The sequence below is a fragment of the Amycolatopsis sp. NBRC 101858 genome, assembly GCF_030269325.1.
Lineage (GTDB): Bacteria > Actinomycetota > Actinomycetes > Mycobacteriales > Pseudonocardiaceae > Amycolatopsis > Amycolatopsis ponsaeliensis.
In genome coordinates this window covers 1,160,354-1,177,403 of record NZ_BSTD01000002.1, presented here as the reverse complement: position 1 = coordinate 1,177,403, position 17,050 = coordinate 1,160,354, and the positions used below count along the sequence as shown (strand labels likewise).

Below are 17,050 nucleotides of genomic sequence, written 5' to 3'. Positions count from 1 at the left end.
ACGCCATGACCGAAGACCTCGCGGTCGCCGCACCGGCGCCGGCCACCGTCACCGTCACCGACCCGCGCGCGGGGAGCTTCCGCGTCGACGCCCACCACGGCGAGATCCTGCAAGGGGTGTTCGTCGCCGACGGCCGGCTCCGCCGCGGGCTCGTCACGCTGCCGTGCCCGCTCTACAGCACCCGCGCCACGTTCCTGCCCACCGACGACGACGGCACGACCGTGCGTCCCGCGTGGCGCACCAAAGCCCGCCGCGCCGCGGACCTCACCCTGGCGCGGCTCGGGCACCCGGTCCCCGGCGGCCTGCTCGACATCACCAGCGACATCCCGCTCTGCCGCGGCTTCGGCTCCTCGACCGCGGACGTGACGTCGGCGATCGGCGCGGTCCTCGCCGCGACCGGCCGCCGGCTCTCGCCCGCCGAGGTCGGTGCGCTGGCCGTCGAAGCCGAAACCGCGTCCGACTCGCTGATGTACGGCGGCCGCGCGGTGGTCTTCGCCCACCGCGAAGGCGAGCCCATCGAAGACCTCGGTGAGCTGATGCCGTTGGCCGTGCTGGGGTTCGGGACCAGCCCGGGCGGCCGCGGCGTCGACACCCTCGAACTCACCCCGGCGCGCTACACGTCGTGGGAGATCGAGGCGTTCCGGCCGTTGCGCGGCCTGCTCCGGCGGGCCGTGCGCGACGGCGACGCGGGCCTGCTCGGCCGCGTCGCCACCGCCAGCACCCTGCTCAACCAGCGGCACCTGCCCGTGCCGGGGCTGGACGACATCCTCGCCGTCGCCCGCGCCGCCGGGGCCGCCGGCGTGCAGGTCGCCCACAGCGGCGACGTCGCCGGCCTGATCTTCGACGCGGCCGACGCCGAAACCCCGGCGCGGCTGGAGTTCGCCGCGACGCGGCTCGACGTGACCGAGACCTGGCAGTTCGAAACCGAGAGGTGAGTCCGATGACCCTTGCCGCACCCGTCAGCCGGTCCGTCGTGGAGGCGACCGAGCTGCCCCGGATCATCCGCATCCGGCCCAACTTCCACGTCGCCGCGTTCGGCCTGATGAAGCTGCTGCCCGCCCGGTTCATGCTCGACCGCGCCGAAGAACGCGGTGAAGTCGGTCCCGGCACGACCGTGCTCGAGACCTCGTCGGGCACCTTCGGCCTCGGCCTCGCCATGGTCTGCCGGCTGCGCGGCTACCCGCTCACGATCGTCGGCGACCCGGCGATCGACGCGCCGTTGAAGCGCCGCCTCGAACACCTCGGCGCCCGCGTCGAGATCTGCCCGAAGCCCAGCCCGGTCGGTGGCTACCAGCGCGCGCGGCTCGACCGGCTCGAAGAGCTGCGTGCGGAGTACCCGAACCACTGGGTACCGGGCCAGTACAGCAATCCCGACAACCCGCGGTCGTACGCGCTGGTGGCCGAGCAGCTCGCCGAGACGATCGGCGTGCCCGACTGCCTGGTCGGCGCGGTCGGCTCCGGCGGCTCGACGTCGGGCACGAGCTCGTTCCTGCGGATGCTCGTGCCGGACCTGACGCTCATCGGCGTCGACACCCAGCGCAGTGCGATTTTCGGCCAGGAGGACGGGCCGCGCGTGCTGCGCGGGCTCGGCAACAGCCTGGTGCCGCCCAACGTCGACCACACCGGCTACGACCAGGTGCACTGGATCGGCGCGGCCGAAGCGTTCGCCGCGACCCGGGAGCTGTACGCGCGGCACTGCCTGTTCATGGGCCCGACCAGCGGTGCGTCGTTCAAGGTCGCGGACTGGTTCTCGCGCCGCAACCCGGACGCGACGGTCGTCGCGCTGCTGCCGGACGAGGGCTACCGCTACCAGGACACGGTCTACTCCGACGAGTGGCTGCGCGCGCAGGGGCTGGCCCACTCGGGGGCGGCCGAGCCGTACGAGGTCGTCACGCCTGCCGAGCCGGGCGGCTCGTGGACCTGGCTGAACTGGGGCCGGCGCTCGCTGGCCGACGCGTCGTGAAGCGCACGCTGCTGCTCGTCGAGAGCAACACCACCGGCACCGGGCGGCTGTTCGCGCGGCAGGCCCGTTCTCTCGGGTTCGAGCCGGTCCTGGCCGCGGCCGATCCTTCGCGCTACCCCTATGCGGCCGAAGACGGCATCCGCGTCGTCCGGTGCGACACGTCGGACGCGTGCGCGGTGCTGGCTGAGGACATCGGCGAGCCGGCCGGGGTGACGAGCAGCTCGGAGTACTTCATCCCGGTCGCGGCCCGGATCGCGGCGAAACTGGGGCTGCCCGGCCCGGATCCCTTGGCCGTCACGGAGTGCCGGAACAAGGCCCATCAGCGGGCGGTGCTCGGGGCACCGTGCACGGTGGCGACTTCGGTGGAGGCGGCCGTCGCGGCGGCGGTCGAGTTCCCGGTGGTGCTCAAGCCGGCCGAGGGGTCGGGGAGCGTCGGCGTGCTGCGCTGCGAGACGCCCGAGGCGGTCGCGTCCCAGGCGGCGGCGCTGCTTTCGGTGACGCACAACGAACGCGGGCTGCCGGTGCCGGCGCAGGTGCTGGTGGAGCCGTACGCGAGCGGGCCGGAGTACTCGGTGGAGCTGTTCGGCGACGTCGTGGTGGCGGTGGTGCGCAAGCACCTGGGACCGGCGCCGTTCTTCGTCGAGGTCGGCCACGACGTCCCGGCCGCGCTGCCGCCGCTGGACGAGACGGCGTTGATCGACACGGCCCGAGCGGCGGTGACGGCGCTGGGTCTGGGTTTCGGCGCGGCCCACGTCGAGATCCGCCTGACCCCGGACGGGCCGCGGCTGATGGAGGTCAACCCGCGCCCGGCGGGCGGAATGATCCCGGAGCTGGTCCGCGCGGCAACGGGCGTCGACCTGGTGGCGGCGCAGGTGGCGGCGGTCCTGGGGCTGCCACCGGACCTGCGGGCTTCTCGGCGGGCGTGCGCGTCGCTGCGGTTCTTGACGGCCACGGCCACGTCGGTGCTTTCGGCCGGTGACGCGGAGGCGAAGGCATCGAGTGTGCCGGGTGTCGTCGAGGCCCGGCTGTACCGGCCCGACGGGACGGTGGTCCGCCCGGCCCGGGACTACCGCGACCGGGCCGGGCACGTCCTGGCGGTGGCGGACCGGCCCAGGGGAGGCCGCGCGGCAGCGGTCGCGGGCCTGGACCGGCTGCGCGCGGCCCTGGTGCCCGCGCCGAGAGGAGAGGCCCGATGACGTTGCGGTTCCTGATCGCGACGGTAGCGCCAGTGGTGGCGGCCGGCCGCCGACCCGCGCCGCCGCCCGCGGCAGGCGGAGGTCCACCCGCCTCCGCCGCCGACCGGGCCGCGCCGAGTCGGCACCGACCACCCCGATCCCTTCCCACACCCCACCCGGACACCCCGGAAGGAGCACCTCGATGACCATCGCCCCAGGCGGGACCGGACGGCTCACCAGCCCCATCTCCGCCGCGGCCCGGGAGATCCTCTTCGACCGCGACACCGCCCCCGCGCCCGATCCCGTCGCCGCCGAGCTCGGGCTCATCAGCCAGGTCGACCGGGCCCACGTCGTCATGCTCGCCGAACGCGGCATCGTCGACTCCGCTCGGGCCGGCGAACTCCTCCGCGGGATCGAAAGCCTGCGGAAACAAGGCTTCGCGCCGCTGCACGACGTCCCCGCGCCCCGGGGCCGCTACCTCGCCTACGAATCCCACCTCATCGACACCCTCGGTGCCGAGGTCGGCGGGATCCTCCACAGTGGACGCTCGCGCAACGACCTCAACGCCACCGTCGTGCGGCTGCGGCTGCGCGAACCGCACGAACGGCTGCTCGCCGAGTCCGACGCCCTCGGCCGCGCCCTGCTCGAGCGGGCCCGGCGCTGGGCGGGTGTCACCATGCCCGCCTACACCCACCACCAGCCCGCCGTCCCGATCACCTACGGCCACTACCTCGCCGGCGTCGCGAGCGCGCTCGTCCGCGACGTCGAAGGCGTCTGGCAGGCCGGCGCCGAGATCGACCAGAACCCGCTCGGCGCGGGCGCGGTCGGCGGTACGTCGCTGCCGGTCGACCAGGACCGCACCACCGCGTTGCTCGGCTTCGCCACCCCGATCCCGAACTCGCTGCACGCCGTCGCGTCGCGGGACCTGGTGCTGCGCCAGCTTTCCGCGGCCACCGTCCTCGGCGTCCTGCTCTGCCGCGTCTCGCACGACCTGCAGGCGTGGACCAGCGCCGAGGCCGGGCTGCTGCGGCTGGCCGACGACGTCGTCGGGTCCAGCTCGATGATGCCGCAGAAGCGCAACCCGTTCCTGCTCGAACACGTCCAGGGCCGGGCGCTGGCCCCGCTCGGCGCGTTCACCGCGTCGGCGAGCGCCATGGCCACCGCCCGCTTCACCAACGCCATCGCCGTCGGCACCGAAGCCGTCGCCCCGGCGTGGTCGGCGCTCGAAGCCGCGACCGACGCCGTCGTCCTGCTGCGGCTCGTCGTCGAGGGCGCCGAGCCGGTGCCGGAACGGATGTACGAACGCGCCGTCGACGGCCAGACCGCGGCCACCCACCTGGCCGAACGGCTCGTCGACGCCGGCGTCCCGTTCCGCCAGGCGCACCACGAAGTCGGGGCCATCGCCAAGGAAGCCCTCGACGCCGGGGTGCCGCTGCACGACGTCGCCCGCGTCCGGCTGGCCGGGTACCCGCCGCACGTCCTCGCCGCGCTCGACCCGGCCGAGGTCGCCCAGCACGCGGCCCACGGCGGCGGCCCGGCGCGGGAGTCCGTGCTCGCCGCCGTCACCGAAGCCGAAGCCGGGTTCGCCCGGATCCGCGCCGCGGCCGAGGAACGCCGCTGGCGCTGGAGCCAGGCCGAAATCGGCCTCGACGACGCCGTCCGAACCCTCACCCACTGACCTCTGAGGAGCCTGTTGTGACCACTTTCGCCGACGACCTCGCGACCCTCCGCCCGGAGCCCGCGTCCGCCCAGGACACCTACGTCGAGCTGCGCAGCGACACCTTCACCCTGCCGACGCCCACGATGCTCGAAGCCGCCGCGCGCGCCCCGCTCGGCGACGACGTCTACGGCGAGGACCCCACCGTGGACCGGCTGGAGCAGCTCGCCGCCGAGCTGCTCGGCAAGCAGGCCGGCTGCCTGATGCCGAGCGGCACCATGGCGAACCTGACCGCGCTGCTCGCGCACTGCCCGCGCGGCGGCAAGGCGATCGTCGGGCACGAGTCCGACGTGTACGTCTACGAGGCGGGCGGCGCGTCGCTGTGCGGCGGCATCGTCTACGACCCGCTGCCGAACCTGCCCGACGGCACGATCGACCCCGCCGCGATCGCCGAGGCGTGCGCGGTCGACCGCAGCGACCCGCAGATCGCGCCGCCGGCGGTGCTGAGCCTGGAGACGCCGCAGAACCGCTGCGGCGGGCTGCCCCTGCAGCTGGACTACCTCAGCGAGGTGTCCCGGCTGATCCGCTCGCACGGCGTCGCCCTGCACCTGGACGGCGCCCGGCTGTTCAACGCGGCGGTGGCGCTCGGCGTCAGCGCGGCGGAGGTGGCCAAGCACGCGGACACGGTGCAGATCTGCCTGTCGAAGGGCCTGTGCGCGCCGATCGGCTCGGTGCTGGTCGGCGACCGCGTGACGATCGCGGCGGCGCGCCGGATGCGCAAGATGCTCGGCGGCGGCATGCGCCAGGCCGGGATGATCGCGGCCTGCGGCATCGTGGCGCTGACCGACATGACCGAGCGCCTGGCCGACGACCACGCCCGCGCGGCCCGCCTCGCCCGCGGCCTGTCGCGCATCCCGGGCGTCCGGCTGGACCCGGGCCCGCCGCTGACGAACATGGTGTTCTTCAAGGTCCGCGACGACCGCTACACGACCCGGACGCTGATCGAGGCGGCCCGCCGGCGGGGGATCCGGGTGGAAGAGCTCGGCACCGACCGCATCCGCGCGGTGACCCACGCGGGCGTGGACGACGACGCGGTCGACCGCGCGGTCTCGGTGTTCGGCGACCTCCTGGGCCACGACGCCCTGGTGCGGTGACGCGTAAGGGTTTCCTAATGCCGTGAACCACCGGTTCCCCGGCCGACCCGGGCTACGGTCGCCCGGTGTCCAGGTCACTGCGTGGGTTCCTCGTCGCCGTCCCAGGTCTCCTGCTGGCCGGGTTCGGCGCGGTGCACCCCGCCCGGCTCGACGCCGCGACGGCGCCTTGGTGGACCACGCTGCACATCATCCTGCTGCCGGTCTTCCCGCTGCTGGGCGTGGCGGCGTGGTCCCTGCTGGCGTCCGCGCCGCCGTGGCTCCGATGGCCCGGCAGGGTGGCGGCGTTCGGGTACGCGGCGTTCTACGGCGGCCTCGACGCCGTCGCGGGGATCGCCGGGGGCACGGTGGTCCACGCCCAGCACGGCGCCACCCCGGTCCTCGGCGCGGTGTTCACGGCCGGCGACCTGGTGGGCCACATCGGCGCGGCCTGCTTCCTCGTGGCCGGCGTCCTGATCGCCGTGGCGGCGGTCCTGCGCGCGGGGTGGTGGGCCGTGCCGGGCGGGGTGGTCCTCCTGCTCGCGAGCGTGTCCTTTCTGGACAGTCACATCTTCTGGCCGCGCGGGGTGGTCACGATGCTCGGCGTCGCCGCCGGGATGTCGTGGCTGTCCCTCGCGGGCGAGCGAAGCGCGGAAGACAGGAGAACGGCATGAGCCGCACGCGGCGCCTACTCACCCGGCCCCGGGTCGTCGGCGTCCTGGTCACGGGGCTGGTCGCGGTCGCGGCGGGCCTGTACTGGTTCCAGCCGTGGCGGCTCTGGGTGGACGAGACGGTCGAGGAGTCCCTGCCGCTCGCCGGCCCCGTGTCCCGGCCCGCCGTACCGCCGTCCGCACCCACCGAGCCCGCCGCGCCGGCCGAAGTCGCGACGGGGACGCTGGTCAGCCACGAGCACCGGACCGCCGGCACCGTCCGGATCCTGCGCGCCGCCGACGGGGCGCTCGTGCTGCGCCTGGAGAACCTGGCGACCAGCAGCGGCCCGGACGTGCACGTCTGGCTCAGCGACGCCCCGGTGAAGCCCGGCAAGGACGGCTGGGGCCTGTTCGACGACGGCCGGTACCTCGACGCGGGCAAGCTCAAGGGCAACAAGGGGAACCAGAACTACCCCCTGCCCGCGGGCACCGACCTGGCCGGCTACACCAGCGTGAGCATCTGGTGCGACCGCTTCGACGTCTCCTTCGGCGCGGCCGAGCTGTCCACCGGCGGCGCCTGACCGCTGACCAGGGGCTTTACACGTCCTCGTCGGGCGCTGTACATGTTTGTACATGTTCACCCGGCAGTCGCTGATGCGCGAGCGAGCGCTCGGCGCCTTCTACGGTCTCGCGATCGGCGACGCCCTCGGCATGCCGACGCAGTCGATGTCGCGTGCCGCCATCGCGCGGGCGTACGGGCCGATCAGCGGGTTCGTCGACGCCGTCGCCGAGCAGCCGATCGCCCCGGGGATGCCGGCCGGGTCGATCACCGACGACACCGAACAGGCCGTGCTCGTGGCCCGGCTCGCCATCGACGGCGGCGGCCGGATCGACGCCCACGCCTTCGCCGCCGCCCTGCGCGAGTGGGAGGCGGACATGATCCGCCGCGGCTCGCTCGACCTGCTCGGCCCCTCGACCCGGCGCGCCCTCGACCGCCTCGACGCGGGCGACGGCGCCGAGGAGGCGGGCCGGGACGGGGCCACCAACGGCGCCGCCATGCGGATCACCCCCATCGGCATCGCCACTCCGCTGGGCGAAGGATTCCTCGACGCCGTCGTCGCCGCCAGCCGCGTCACCCACAACACCGGCCTGGGGATCGCCGCGGCCGCCGCGGTGGCCGCCGCCGTCTCGTCCGGTGTGGACGGTGCCGACCTGAAGACCTCCCTCGGCGAAGCCGAACAGGCCGCCGCCGAGGGCGCGCTGCGCGGGCACTGGATCGCCGGCGGGGACATCGCGGCCCGCATCGCCTGGGCGCGCGGCTGGGTGCGGGGCCTGGGCCGCGCCGGCCTGGCCGACGCGCTCACCCAGGTCATCGGGACGTCGGTCGCCGCGCAGGAATCCGTGGTCGCCGCGTTCGCGCTCGCCGAAATCCTCGGCGACGACCCGGTCGCGGCCCTGACCCTCGCCGCCGAGATCGGCGGCGACACCGACACCGTGGCAGCCGTGTGCGGGGCGATCCTCGGCGCACACCACGGGATTTCCGGACTGCCCGCCCACCTGGTCGATAAGGTGCGCGCGGTCAACCGGCTCGAGCTGGCCGTCATCGTGGACGGCCTCCTGCAGGTGCGAGGTAACGATGGTCGAATCAGGTCAGGTCCCCGGCGCTAGCGTCGCGGACACGGTGGCGAGCCCGCAGCGGGCGGGAGCGCTGGAGACCCGCGGGATCGAGCCCGTGCCCGCGGGCGAGCGCCACGGGCACCCGATGCAGTTGTTCTGGGTGTGGTTCGCGGCGAACATCAGCATCCTCGGGCTGCCGCTCGGCGCGACCCTGGTCGCGGTGCAGCACCTGGCGTTCTGGCAGGCGGCGCTGGTCGCGGTGCTCGGCGCCGCCGGGTCGTTCGCGGTCGTCGGCGTCGTCTCGATCGCCGGCCGGCGCGGTGGCGCACCCGGGCTCACGCTGTCCCGCGCGGTCTTCGGCGTCCGGGGCAACATCGGGCCGACGGTCGTGTCGCTGGTGTCCCGGCTCGGCTGGGAGACGGTCAACACGACGACCGCCGCGTTCGCGTTCCTCTCCCTCTGCGCGATCCTGTTCGGCGCGAACGCGGACGCGAAGGCGTCCCCGGTGCTGACGATCGCCGGCGTGGCGTTGTTCGTCCTGCTCACGGTCACGGTCTCCGGGCTCGGCCACGCGGTCCTGGTCGCGGTGCAGCGCTGGTCGACGTGGATCTTCGGCGCGCTCAACGTCGTCGTCGCGGTCAGCCTGATCACGCGCATCCACTGGGGCCAGGTGTTCGCCGCGTCGCCGGCGCCGGTCGGCGCGATGATCGCCGGCGTCGGCACCATCGCCGCCGGGACCGGGATCGGCTGGGCCAACGCGTCCGCCGACATGTCGCGCTACCAGTCGCCCACCGTGCGGGCGGGCTCGCTGGTCGCCTCGGCCGCGGCGGGTGCGGGGATCCCGCTGGTGCTGCTCATTTCGCTGGGCAGCCTGGTCTCGGCCGACGATCCGTCGCTCGCTTCCGCGGGTGACCCGGTCGCGGCCATCCGCGAGCTGCTGCCGAGCTGGATGGCCGTGCCGTACCTGATCGCCGCGTTCGGCGGCCTGCTGCTGTCGAACCACCTGTCCGTGTACTCCGCCGGCCTCACCACGCTGACCCTGGGCATCCGGCTCAAGCGCGTGTACGCCGTGGTCGTCGACATCGTCGTGACGTTCCTCGGTTCGCTCTACTTCATGCTCGTGGCGGACGGCTTCTACGGCCCGTTCATCGCGTTCATCAGCCTGCTGGCGGTGCCGATCACGGCGTGGGTCGGGGTGTTCGTCGTCGACATGGTGCGCCGGCACGACTACGACCCGGCGGCGCTGATGGACGTGCACCGCACCAGCGCGTACTGGTACCGCGCGGGCTGCGAACCGCGCGCCCTGCTGGCCTGGGCCGCGGCCATCGTCGCGGGCTACCTGTTCACCACGGCCGGCACCGGCGACGACGCCTGGTTCACCGGACCCCTCGCGGGCACCTGGCTCGGCACCAACGGGCTGGGCTGGGTCGTCACCTTCGCCGTCGGCGCCGGGTTGTACGCCGCGCTCGGCGGTGCGAGGATCCGGCGATGACCGGCCGGCTCGTCCACACCGGACAGGCCATCGTGGACCTCGTGATGCGGGTCGAGGCACTGCCGCCTGCGGGCGGGGACGTGCTCGCCTCGGACGTCCGGTTCACCGCGGGCGGCGGGTTCAACGTGATGGCCGCCGCGGCCCGCGCCGGGGCGGAGGTCGTCTACGCGGGAGAGCACGGCACCGGGCGGTTCGGCGACCTGGTCCGGGAAGCCTTGGCGGCCGAAGGCGTCGAGCTCGTCCAGACCCCGGCCGCCGCCGACACCGGCGTGTGCGTCGTCCTGGTCGACGCGGCAGGCGAACGGACGTTCATCACCGAGACCGGCGCCGAAGGCACGCTCACGGCCGAGCACCTGCACCGGGTGCGGCCGCGGGCGGGCGACCTGGTGTACGTCACCGGGTACAGCCTGCTCCGGGAGTCCAACCGCGACGCGCTGCTCGCGTGGCTGCCGTCGATGGGGGAGCACCGGGTGCTGCTGGACTCCGGCCCGCTCGCGGCGGACATCGCCCCCGGCGTCTGGCGGGCGGTGCTGCCGCACGTGGACATCCTCTCGTGCAACGCCGCCGAAGCCGCCGCGATGTCCACTGTGGACGGCGTCGAGGCCGTGCCGGTGCGGGTCACGCGCGTCGGCGCGGAAGGGTGCGATGTCGCCGAGAACGGCGTGACCGTGCGCGTGCCGGGGTTCCCGGCCGACCCGGTGGACACCAACGGCGCGGGGGACGCCCACGCCGGAGTGCTGGCCGCGGAGCTGCTGCGCGGGGAACCGATCCTCGTCGCGGCCCGACGCGCGAACGCCGCCGCGGCGATCGCGGTCGGCCGGTACGGCCCGGCGACGAGCCCGTCCCGCGCGGAGGTCGACGAGCTACTGGCTCGCCAGGAGAAAGCCGATCACCGCGGGTAGCACGCCCGCACCGTCGTGGCCGACGCCGTCGACGACGTCGAAGCGGACGTCCGCCCCGAACTCGCGAAGGGCACCGGCCAACGTCCGGGCGCGGGACATCCGGTCGGCACCGCCTTCGCCCGGCATCCACGTGATCGCCGCCGGGTCCGTGTCCAGCGAGCCGATCACGAGCTGGACCGGGACCCGCGTGATCGCGCCGGGCGTTTCGCCGTCCGGCAGGCTGATCCGGCCCGGCGCGCCGATCGACACCGCCGTCAGGCGTTCGGGGTGGCGGTAGAGGAAGCGGTGGGCGAACTGCCCGCCGCCGGAGAAGCCGTGCAGGAAGAAGGCCGACGCGTCGGCGTTCCAGCGGTGCGCGACCTCGTCGACCATGCCCAGCAGCACCCGGTCGAAGCGGATCCCCGCGTGCTCGAGGAACTTGTAGTCGTCGATGTCGTCGGGCGCGCTGATGCCCGCCGGGAACAGCGGCGTCAGGACCACCGCGCGTTCGGCCCGGGCCAGGCCGGCCAGCCCGTCCAGGTAGAGCTTCGTGCGCCGGCGCGTGCCGTGGACGCACACCCACAACCGCGGCCGTTCGCCGTCGCGGAGGTCTTCCGGCACGAACACCGTGTAGGAGAACCGCGGGTCGCTCCGGGCCGCGAAGGCCGGGGAGTACCCGGTCAGGAGCCGGCGGCCGGGGTGGTCGGGCGGCAGGTCGGCGAGCCGGACGGCGAAGGTCGTCACCCTCGCAACCTAAGCGCGGCGCGACCTCCGGGCTACGCCGCCCGGGGAAAGGCTGCCTTTCACGAGGGGAAAGCGAGCCGTTCCGGCAGCCGGGCCGCCAGGTGGGTGATCAGCTCACTGGTCCGCCGCGGTACGTGGACGTCGTCGGCCAGCAGGGCGTAGATGTCGGCGGGCGGCGTCGGCACGCCGGGGAGCACCCGCACCAGGGCGCCGCTGTCCAAATGGGACTTGACCTGCCATTCCGAGCGCATGACGATCCCGCGGCCCTGCAGCGCCCAGTCCGTCACGATGTCGCCGTCGTTGCTCGACAGGCTGCCGTGCACCCGCACCTGGCGGGGCTGGGCCGCGCCACCGAACCGCCACAGCGCGAAGTCGCCTTCGTTCTCCCGGAGCACGATGCAGTCGTGGCCGGCCAGGTCCTCGATCCGCTCCGGCGTCCCCCGCCGGTCCAGGTAGGACGGTGCCGCGCACGGCACCCGGCGGTTGCGCGCCAGGCGGCGCATCCGCAGCGTCGAGTCCGGGGGCGTGCCGACGTGCACGGCGAGGTCGAACTCCCGCCGGTGCGGCCGCAGGGGCAGCGCCGAGGTGTGGAGCCGGATCCGCACCCGCGGGTGCCGCGCGGTGAACTCGCCGACGAGCGGCGCGACGTGCGCGCGGCCGAGCCCGAGCGTCGCCTGGACCACGATCGAGCCCTTCAGGTCGCCGGCGCGGTGGCCGACCAGGTCGTCGAGCTCCCGCACCTGGTCGAGGATCGCCTCGACGCGCGAGGCGTAGAGCCGGCCCTCGGAGGTCAGCGTCAGGCGGCGCGCGCCGCGGTGCACCAGGCGGACGTCGAGCCGCTCTTCCAGTGCTTTCAGGCGCTTGCTGACCACCGGCAGCGACACGTCCAGCTCGCGCGCGGCGGCGGTGAGCGTCTCGCTGACGGCGACCACCCGGAAGAAGGCGAGGTCGTCCAGTCTTTCCATGGGAGAAAGGATAGGTTGCCGCGCGCGATCTTGCCCGGACGCCGTGCGGCCGCCCACAGTGGCGGGACCCCACTCCGAGGAGCGTCTCGTGAACCACCGCTACCGCATCGCGGTCATCCCCGGCGACGGCATCGGGCGCGAGGTCGTCCCGGAAGGACTGCGCTGCCTGCGCGCCGCCGCCGAAGCCTGCGGCTTCGAGCTGGAAACCACCGAGTTCGGCTTCGCCTCCGCCGAGTACTGGCTGGAGCACGGCGAGATGCTGCCGCCGGACTGGCAGGACGTCCTCGCGGGCTTCGACGCGATCTTCTTCGGCGCGGTCGGGTGGCCGGACGTGGTGCCCGACCACGTTTCGCTGTGGGGCAGCCTGCTGAAGTTCCGCCGCGGGTTCGACCAGTACGTCAACCTGCGGCCGGTCCGGCTGCTGCGCGGGGTGCGCGGCCCGCTGCGCGGCCACGGGCCCGGGGACATCGACTTCCTCGTCGTCCGGGAGAACACCGAGGGCGAGTACTCCAGCATCGGCGGCCGGATCTTCGAAGGCACCGACCGGGAGACCGTGCTGCAGGAGACGGTGATGACCCGCGTCGGCGTGGACCGCGTGCTGCGCTACGCCTTCGACCTCGCCGCCGCCCGGCCGCGCAAGCACCTGACCTGGGCGACCAAGAGCAACGGCATCTCCATCTCGATGCCGTACTGGGACGAGCGCGCCGCCGCGATGGCCGCCCGGTACCCGGACGTGACCGCGGACAAGGACCACATCGACATCCTCGCGGCCAAGTTCGTGCTGCGCCCGCAGACCTACGACGTCGTCGTGGCCAGCAACCTCTTCGGCGACATCCTCTCCGACCTCGGGCCCGCGTGCACCGGCACGATCGGGATCGCCCCGAGCGCCAACATCAACCCGGACCGCACCTGGCCGAGCCTCTTCGAACCGGTCCACGGCTCGGCCCCCGACATCGCCGGGCGGGGGATCGCGAACCCCGTCGGGCAGATCTGGAGCGGCGCGATGATGCTCGACCACCTCGGCGAACCCGAAGCCGCCGCGCGGGTCGTCGCCGCGATCGAAAGCGTGCTCGACGAGCGGCCGGACGTCCTCACCCCCGACCTCGGCGGCCCCGGGACGACCGAGGGGCTCGGCGCGGCGATCGCCGGCCGGATCGCCGTCGGGCAGCAGGTCACGGCATGACCGGCTTCGACCCGGTCGGCCTGGAGGTCCGCTGGGACCGGCTCGCCGCCGCGACCGACGAGGCCGCGTCGACCATGCTGCGCACGGCGTTCTCGACGATCATCCGCGAGTCGAACGACTACACGGTCGTCCTGATGGACCGCCGCGGCCGCACGATGGCCGAGTCGCGCGCGGGCATCCCCGGCTTCGCCGCCCTGATGAGCTCGCTGACTTCGCTGGTCCTGCACCGGTTCCCGGCCGAGCAGTGGCAGGACGGCGACGCCGTGATCACGAACGACCCGTGGATCGCGACCGGGCACCTGCCCGACATCGCCATGCTCGCGCCGGTCTTCCACCGCGGCGCGCTCGTCGCCTTCACCGGCACCGCCGCGCACTCGCCGGACATCGGCGGCACGCCGTCGCTCGGCGCCACGGACCTGATGTCGGAAGGCCTGCTGATCCCGCCGGTGCGGCTGTTCCGCGGCGGCCGCGTCGAGCAGGGCGTCAAGGACCTCCTGCTGGCCAACGTCCGCCTCGCCGGTGAACTGTGGGGCGACCTCGAAGCGCAGGCCGCCGCGCACGCGGTCTGCCGGCGGCGGGCCCGGGAGTTCCTCGAGGACTTCGGCGAGGACGACTTCGCGGAGTTCGCCTGCCAGGTCCACGCGATGACCGAAACCGCGATGCGGACGGCGATCCGGGAGCTGCCCGACGGCGTGTACCGGGCTGGCGTCGACGCGGACGGCGTCGAGGGCCACCCGACGCACATCGAATGCGCGGTCACGATCGACGGCGGCGACATCGGGATCGACTACACCGGCAGCTCGCCGCAGGTCCCGTTTTCGACCAACTCCACGCTGAACTACACCCGCGCGTACTCGGTGTACCCGCTGAAGATCCTGCTCGACCCGGCCACCCGCACCAACTGGGGCTCCTACCGGGCGATCACCGTGACCGCGCCCGAGGGCACGATCGTCAACCCGAGGTTCCCCGCGCCGGTCGTCGCGCGGCACCTCACCGGGCACCTGCTCTCGTGCGCGATCTACCGCGCGCTCGCGCCGGTGCTGCCGGACCGCGTCATCGCCGACAGCGGGGGAGCGCCCGCGCTGCGCGTCCGGTTCGCCGGGGTCGACGACGCCGGCCGTCCCTTCGCGCAGATGCTCTTCGCCAACGCCGGCATGGGCGCGTCGAAGGAGCAGGACGGCCTCTCGGCGACGGCGTTCCCGACCAACTCCGGCAGCGGCAGCGTCGAGGCGATGGAGGTCGCGTCGCCGCTGCGGTTCGTCCGCAAGGAACTGCGGGAAGGGTCCGGCGGCCGGGGACGGCGGCGCGGCGGGCTCGGTCAGGACGTCGAGGTGCACAACCCGACGAGCCGTCCGGTGCAGCTGGTGCTGCTGGGCGACCGCGAACGGCATCCGGCGCTCGGGATCGACGGCGGCGGCCCCGGGGCGACGGCGCAGGCCGTGCTGGACACCGGCGAACGCGTCCCGCTGAAGTCGATCTCGCAGCTGGCACCCGGCGCTTCCGTCGTGATCTCGTTCCCCGGCGGGGGCGGCTACGGCGAGCCGGAGGCGGGCCGATGAGCCGCACCGCCCGGATCGGCGTGGACGTCGGCGGCACGTTCACCGACCTGCTGCTGCACGACCCCGCCCGCGGCCTGACCTGGCCCGGCAAGCTGCCCACCACCCCGCACGCGCCGCACGACGCGATCATCGCCGGCATCACCCGCCTGCTGGCCGAGACCGGCACCGAGCCGGGCGAGGTCGCCGGCGTCGTCCACGGCACGACCCTGGTGACGAACACGCTGCTCGAACGCACCGGCGCCGTCGTCGGCCTGCTCACCACCGAGGGCTTCGGCGACACCCTGGAGATGGCCCGCGAGATCCGGTTCGACCCGACGGACCTGCACGCGCGCCCGGCAGCGCCGCTCGTGCCGCGGCACCTCTGCCGCGGGATCCCCGGCCGGCTCGCCGCCGACGGCACCGAGCTGGCACCCCTCGCCGAAGACGCGGTGCTGGCCCAGGTGAAGGACTTGCTGGCGCACGGCGTCGAGGCGGTGGCCGTCGCACTGCTGCATTCCTACCGCGACGACCGGCACGAACGGCGGGTGCGGGACCTGCTCGCGCGGGCCCACCCGGACCTGCCGGTGACGCTGTCCAGCGCGGTGGCGCCGGTCGTCGGCGAGTACGGACGCGCGAGCACGGCGTGCCTCAACGCCTACGTCCAGCCGCTGGTGGCGCACTACCTCGACGCGCTGCGGGACGACCTGACCGCGCTGGGCGTCGACGCGCCCCTGCACGTCATGCTGTCCGGCGGCGGTGTCACGACCCTCGACGACGCCAAGGCGTTCCCCGTCCGCCTGCTCGAATCCGGCCCGGCGGCGGGCGCGATCGCCGCGGCCGCCGTGGCCCGCCGCACCGGCGAACCGGACGTCCTGTCGTTCGACATGGGCGGCACCACGGCCAAGATCGCGATCGTGAGCGGCGGCGAACCGCGGCGCAAGCACGACTTCGAAGCGGGCCGCGTCGACAAGTTCAAGCCCGGCTCGGGTCTCCCGGTGCAGCTGACCGTCGTCGACATGATCGAGATCGGCTCGGGCGGCGGGTCGATCGCCGCGCCGGACCCGCTGGGGCTGCTCAAGGTCGGCCCGCGCAGCGCCGGGTCCGTGCCGGGGCCGGTCGCCTACGGCCGCGGCGGCGAGCGCCCGACCGTCACCGACGCCGACCTCGTGCTCGGCTACCTCGACCCGGACGCCTTCCTCGGCGGCGAGATGCGGCTGCGCACCGCCGAAGTCCGCAAGGCGGTGGCCCACGACGTCGGTGACCCGCTGGGGCTCGACGAGACCGGCGCGGCCGCGGGCATCGTCGAGGTCGCGACGGCGAGCATGGCGGCGGCCGCCCGGATGCACCTGTCCGAGCACGGGCGCGACCCCGCCGGCTTCGCGCTGGTGGCGTTCGGCGGCGCGGGGCCCGTGCACGCCTACAGCCTGGCGAAGCAGCTGAAGATCGCGCGGGTGATCGTCCCGATGCGCGCGGGGGTGATGTCGGCCTACGGGTTCCTCGTCGCCGCACCGACGGTCGACCAGGTGCGCAGCCTGCCCTCGCCACTGTCCGAAGTGGACTGGGATCGCGTCGGCGCGTTGTACGGCGAGATGGCCGCGCGGGCCACCGCGGTCCTCGGCACCGCGGACGGCGTGCGGTTCCGGCGTTCGGCCGACCTGCGGTACCTGGGCCAGGGATCGGAGCTCGAGGTCGAGCTGCCCGGGGACGGCCGCCTCCGGGAGGCCTTCGAAGCGGCCTACCGCGCGGCGTTCGGGAGGACGCTGGACGGTCCCGTCGAGGTCGTCGGCTGGCGCCTCTCGGCCCGGCTGCCCGGCCACGACATCGAGCTGGGGTGCGAGCCCGCGGACGGCGACGCGCGGCGCGGCGAGCGGGACGTGTACTTCCCCGGCCACGGCCGGCTGCGGGCCGCGGTCTGGGACCGCTACCGGCTGCGGCCGGGCACGGAGCTCACCGGGCCGGCCGTGTTCGAGGAACGGGAGTCCTCCTGCTCCTTCGGGCCGGACTGCCGCGTCCGCGTCGGCGACGACCTGACGCTCTTCGTGGCGATCGGATGAG

General features: G+C 74.2%; 15 protein-coding genes. 13 read left to right on the top strand and 2 right to left on the bottom strand.

Features of this window, described 5'->3' with window-relative positions; translation table 11 throughout:
- Nucleotides 1–5 precede the first annotated feature (5 nt).
- The 10 genes from QSK39_RS18835 to QSK39_RS18790 all read left to right on the top strand — a co-directional run bounded on the left by QSK39_RS18835 (nt 6) and on the right by QSK39_RS18790 (nt 10,586).
- The gene (locus QSK39_RS18835; RefSeq protein ID WP_285479047.1) at nt 6–935 is read left to right on the top strand and encodes a GHMP family kinase ATP-binding protein; all 930 of its coding nucleotides are present in this window, start codon (nt 6–8) and stop codon (nt 933–935) included.
- Nucleotides 936–940: 5 nt separating this feature from the next.
- Nucleotides 941–1,963: a pyridoxal-phosphate dependent enzyme gene (locus QSK39_RS18830; protein WP_285479046.1), complete on the top strand. Its 1,023-nt coding sequence runs from the start codon at nt 941–943 to the stop codon at nt 1,961–1,963.
- A complete protein-coding gene (locus QSK39_RS18825; protein ID WP_285479045.1) occupies nt 1,960–3,159 on the top strand; it encodes an ATP-grasp domain-containing protein in 1,200 nt (399 codons plus the stop codon). Before QSK39_RS18830 ends, QSK39_RS18825 begins: the two co-directional genes overlap by 4 nt.
- A gap of 181 nt (nt 3,160–3,340) precedes the next feature.
- Nucleotides 3,341–4,816, top strand: coding sequence for an argininosuccinate lyase (locus tag QSK39_RS18820; RefSeq protein ID WP_285479044.1), 1,476 nt, complete (start codon nt 3,341–3,343; stop codon nt 4,814–4,816).
- A gap of 17 nt (nt 4,817–4,833) precedes the next feature.
- Nucleotides 4,834–5,949: a GntG family PLP-dependent aldolase gene (locus tag QSK39_RS18815; RefSeq protein ID WP_285479043.1), complete on the top strand. Its 1,116-nt coding sequence runs from the start codon at nt 4,834–4,836 to the stop codon at nt 5,947–5,949.
- Nucleotides 5,950–6,014: 65 nt separating this feature from the next.
- Nucleotides 6,015–6,599, top strand: coding sequence for a hypothetical protein (locus QSK39_RS18810; protein WP_285479042.1), 585 nt, complete (start codon nt 6,015–6,017; stop codon nt 6,597–6,599).
- The gene (locus QSK39_RS18805) at nt 6,596–7,156 is read left to right on the top strand and encodes a DM13 domain-containing protein (RefSeq protein ID WP_285479041.1); all 561 of its coding nucleotides are present in this window, start codon (nt 6,596–6,598) and stop codon (nt 7,154–7,156) included. Before QSK39_RS18810 ends, QSK39_RS18805 begins: the two co-directional genes overlap by 4 nt.
- A 52-nt stretch (nt 7,157–7,208) precedes the next feature.
- Nucleotides 7,209–8,243, top strand: coding sequence for an ADP-ribosylglycohydrolase family protein (locus QSK39_RS18800; protein ID WP_285479040.1), 1,035 nt, complete (start codon nt 7,209–7,211; stop codon nt 8,241–8,243).
- A complete protein-coding gene (locus QSK39_RS18795) occupies nt 8,212–9,684 on the top strand; it encodes a purine-cytosine permease family protein (protein WP_285479039.1) in 1,473 nt (490 codons plus the stop codon). The genes QSK39_RS18800 and QSK39_RS18795 overlap by 32 nt, the downstream gene beginning before the upstream one ends.
- Nucleotides 9,681–10,586 carry a PfkB family carbohydrate kinase gene (locus tag QSK39_RS18790; RefSeq protein WP_285479038.1) on the top strand — a complete coding sequence of 302 codons (906 nt, stop codon included), beginning with the start codon at nt 9,681–9,683 and terminating at the stop codon, nt 10,584–10,586. Before QSK39_RS18795 ends, QSK39_RS18790 begins: the two co-directional genes overlap by 4 nt.
- Here QSK39_RS18790 and QSK39_RS18785 read toward each other — a convergent pair.
- A complete protein-coding gene (locus QSK39_RS18785; protein WP_285479037.1) occupies nt 10,548–11,309 on the bottom strand; it encodes an alpha/beta hydrolase in 762 nt (253 codons plus the stop codon). The two genes, QSK39_RS18790 and QSK39_RS18785, sit on opposite strands and share 39 nt — an antisense overlap.
- Before the next feature lie 59 nt (nt 11,310–11,368).
- The gene (locus QSK39_RS18780; RefSeq protein ID WP_285479036.1) at nt 11,369–12,274 is read right to left on the bottom strand and encodes a LysR family transcriptional regulator; all 906 of its coding nucleotides are present in this window, start codon (nt 12,272–12,274) and stop codon (nt 11,369–11,371) included.
- Between the two features lie 88 nt (nt 12,275–12,362).
- Here QSK39_RS18780 and QSK39_RS18775 point away from each other — a divergent pair, with 88 nt between their 5' ends.
- The 3 genes from QSK39_RS18775 to QSK39_RS18765 are packed head-to-tail and all read left to right on the top strand — an operon-like array spanning nt 12,363 to nt 17,049.
- Complete coding sequence (locus QSK39_RS18775) at nt 12,363–13,457, top strand: tartrate dehydrogenase (protein WP_285479035.1); 1,095 nt, start codon at nt 12,363–12,365, stop codon at nt 13,455–13,457.
- The gene (locus QSK39_RS18770; RefSeq protein ID WP_285479034.1) at nt 13,454–15,016 is read left to right on the top strand and encodes a hydantoinase B/oxoprolinase family protein; all 1,563 of its coding nucleotides are present in this window, start codon (nt 13,454–13,456) and stop codon (nt 15,014–15,016) included. The genes QSK39_RS18775 and QSK39_RS18770 overlap by 4 nt, the downstream gene beginning before the upstream one ends.
- Nucleotides 15,013–17,049, top strand: a complete 2,037-nt coding sequence (locus tag QSK39_RS18765; RefSeq protein WP_285479033.1) for a hydantoinase/oxoprolinase family protein — start codon at nt 15,013–15,015, stop codon at nt 17,047–17,049. Before QSK39_RS18770 ends, QSK39_RS18765 begins: the two co-directional genes overlap by 4 nt.
- Nucleotide 17,050: the final 1 nt, after the last annotated feature.

Excerpts from the sequence above, each read along its gene's own strand:
- QSK39_RS18835 (WP_285479047.1), top strand. The coding sequence starts at position 6 with ATGACCGAAGACCTCGCGGTCGCCGCACCGGCGCCGGCCACCGTCACC.
- QSK39_RS18830 (WP_285479046.1), top strand. The coding sequence starts at position 941 with ATGACCCTTGCCGCACCCGTCAGCCGGTCCGTCGTGGAGGCGACCGAG.
- QSK39_RS18820 (WP_285479044.1), top strand. The coding sequence starts at position 3,341 with ATGACCATCGCCCCAGGCGGGACCGGACGGCTCACCAGCCCCATCTCC.
- QSK39_RS18805 (WP_285479041.1), top strand. The coding sequence starts at position 6,596 with ATGAGCCGCACGCGGCGCCTACTCACCCGGCCCCGGGTCGTCGGCGTC.
- QSK39_RS18800 (WP_285479040.1), top strand. The coding sequence starts at position 7,209 with ATGTTCACCCGGCAGTCGCTGATGCGCGAGCGAGCGCTCGGCGCCTTC.
- QSK39_RS18795 (WP_285479039.1), top strand. The coding sequence starts at position 8,212 with ATGGTCGAATCAGGTCAGGTCCCCGGCGCTAGCGTCGCGGACACGGTG.
- QSK39_RS18790 (WP_285479038.1), top strand. The coding sequence starts at position 9,681 with ATGACCGGCCGGCTCGTCCACACCGGACAGGCCATCGTGGACCTCGTG.
- QSK39_RS18780 (WP_285479036.1), bottom strand. The coding sequence starts at position 12,274 with ATGGAAAGACTGGACGACCTCGCCTTCTTCCGGGTGGTCGCCGTCAGC.
- QSK39_RS18770 (WP_285479034.1), top strand. The coding sequence starts at position 13,454 with ATGACCGGCTTCGACCCGGTCGGCCTGGAGGTCCGCTGGGACCGGCTC.
- QSK39_RS18765 (WP_285479033.1), top strand. The coding sequence starts at position 15,013 with ATGAGCCGCACCGCCCGGATCGGCGTGGACGTCGGCGGCACGTTCACC.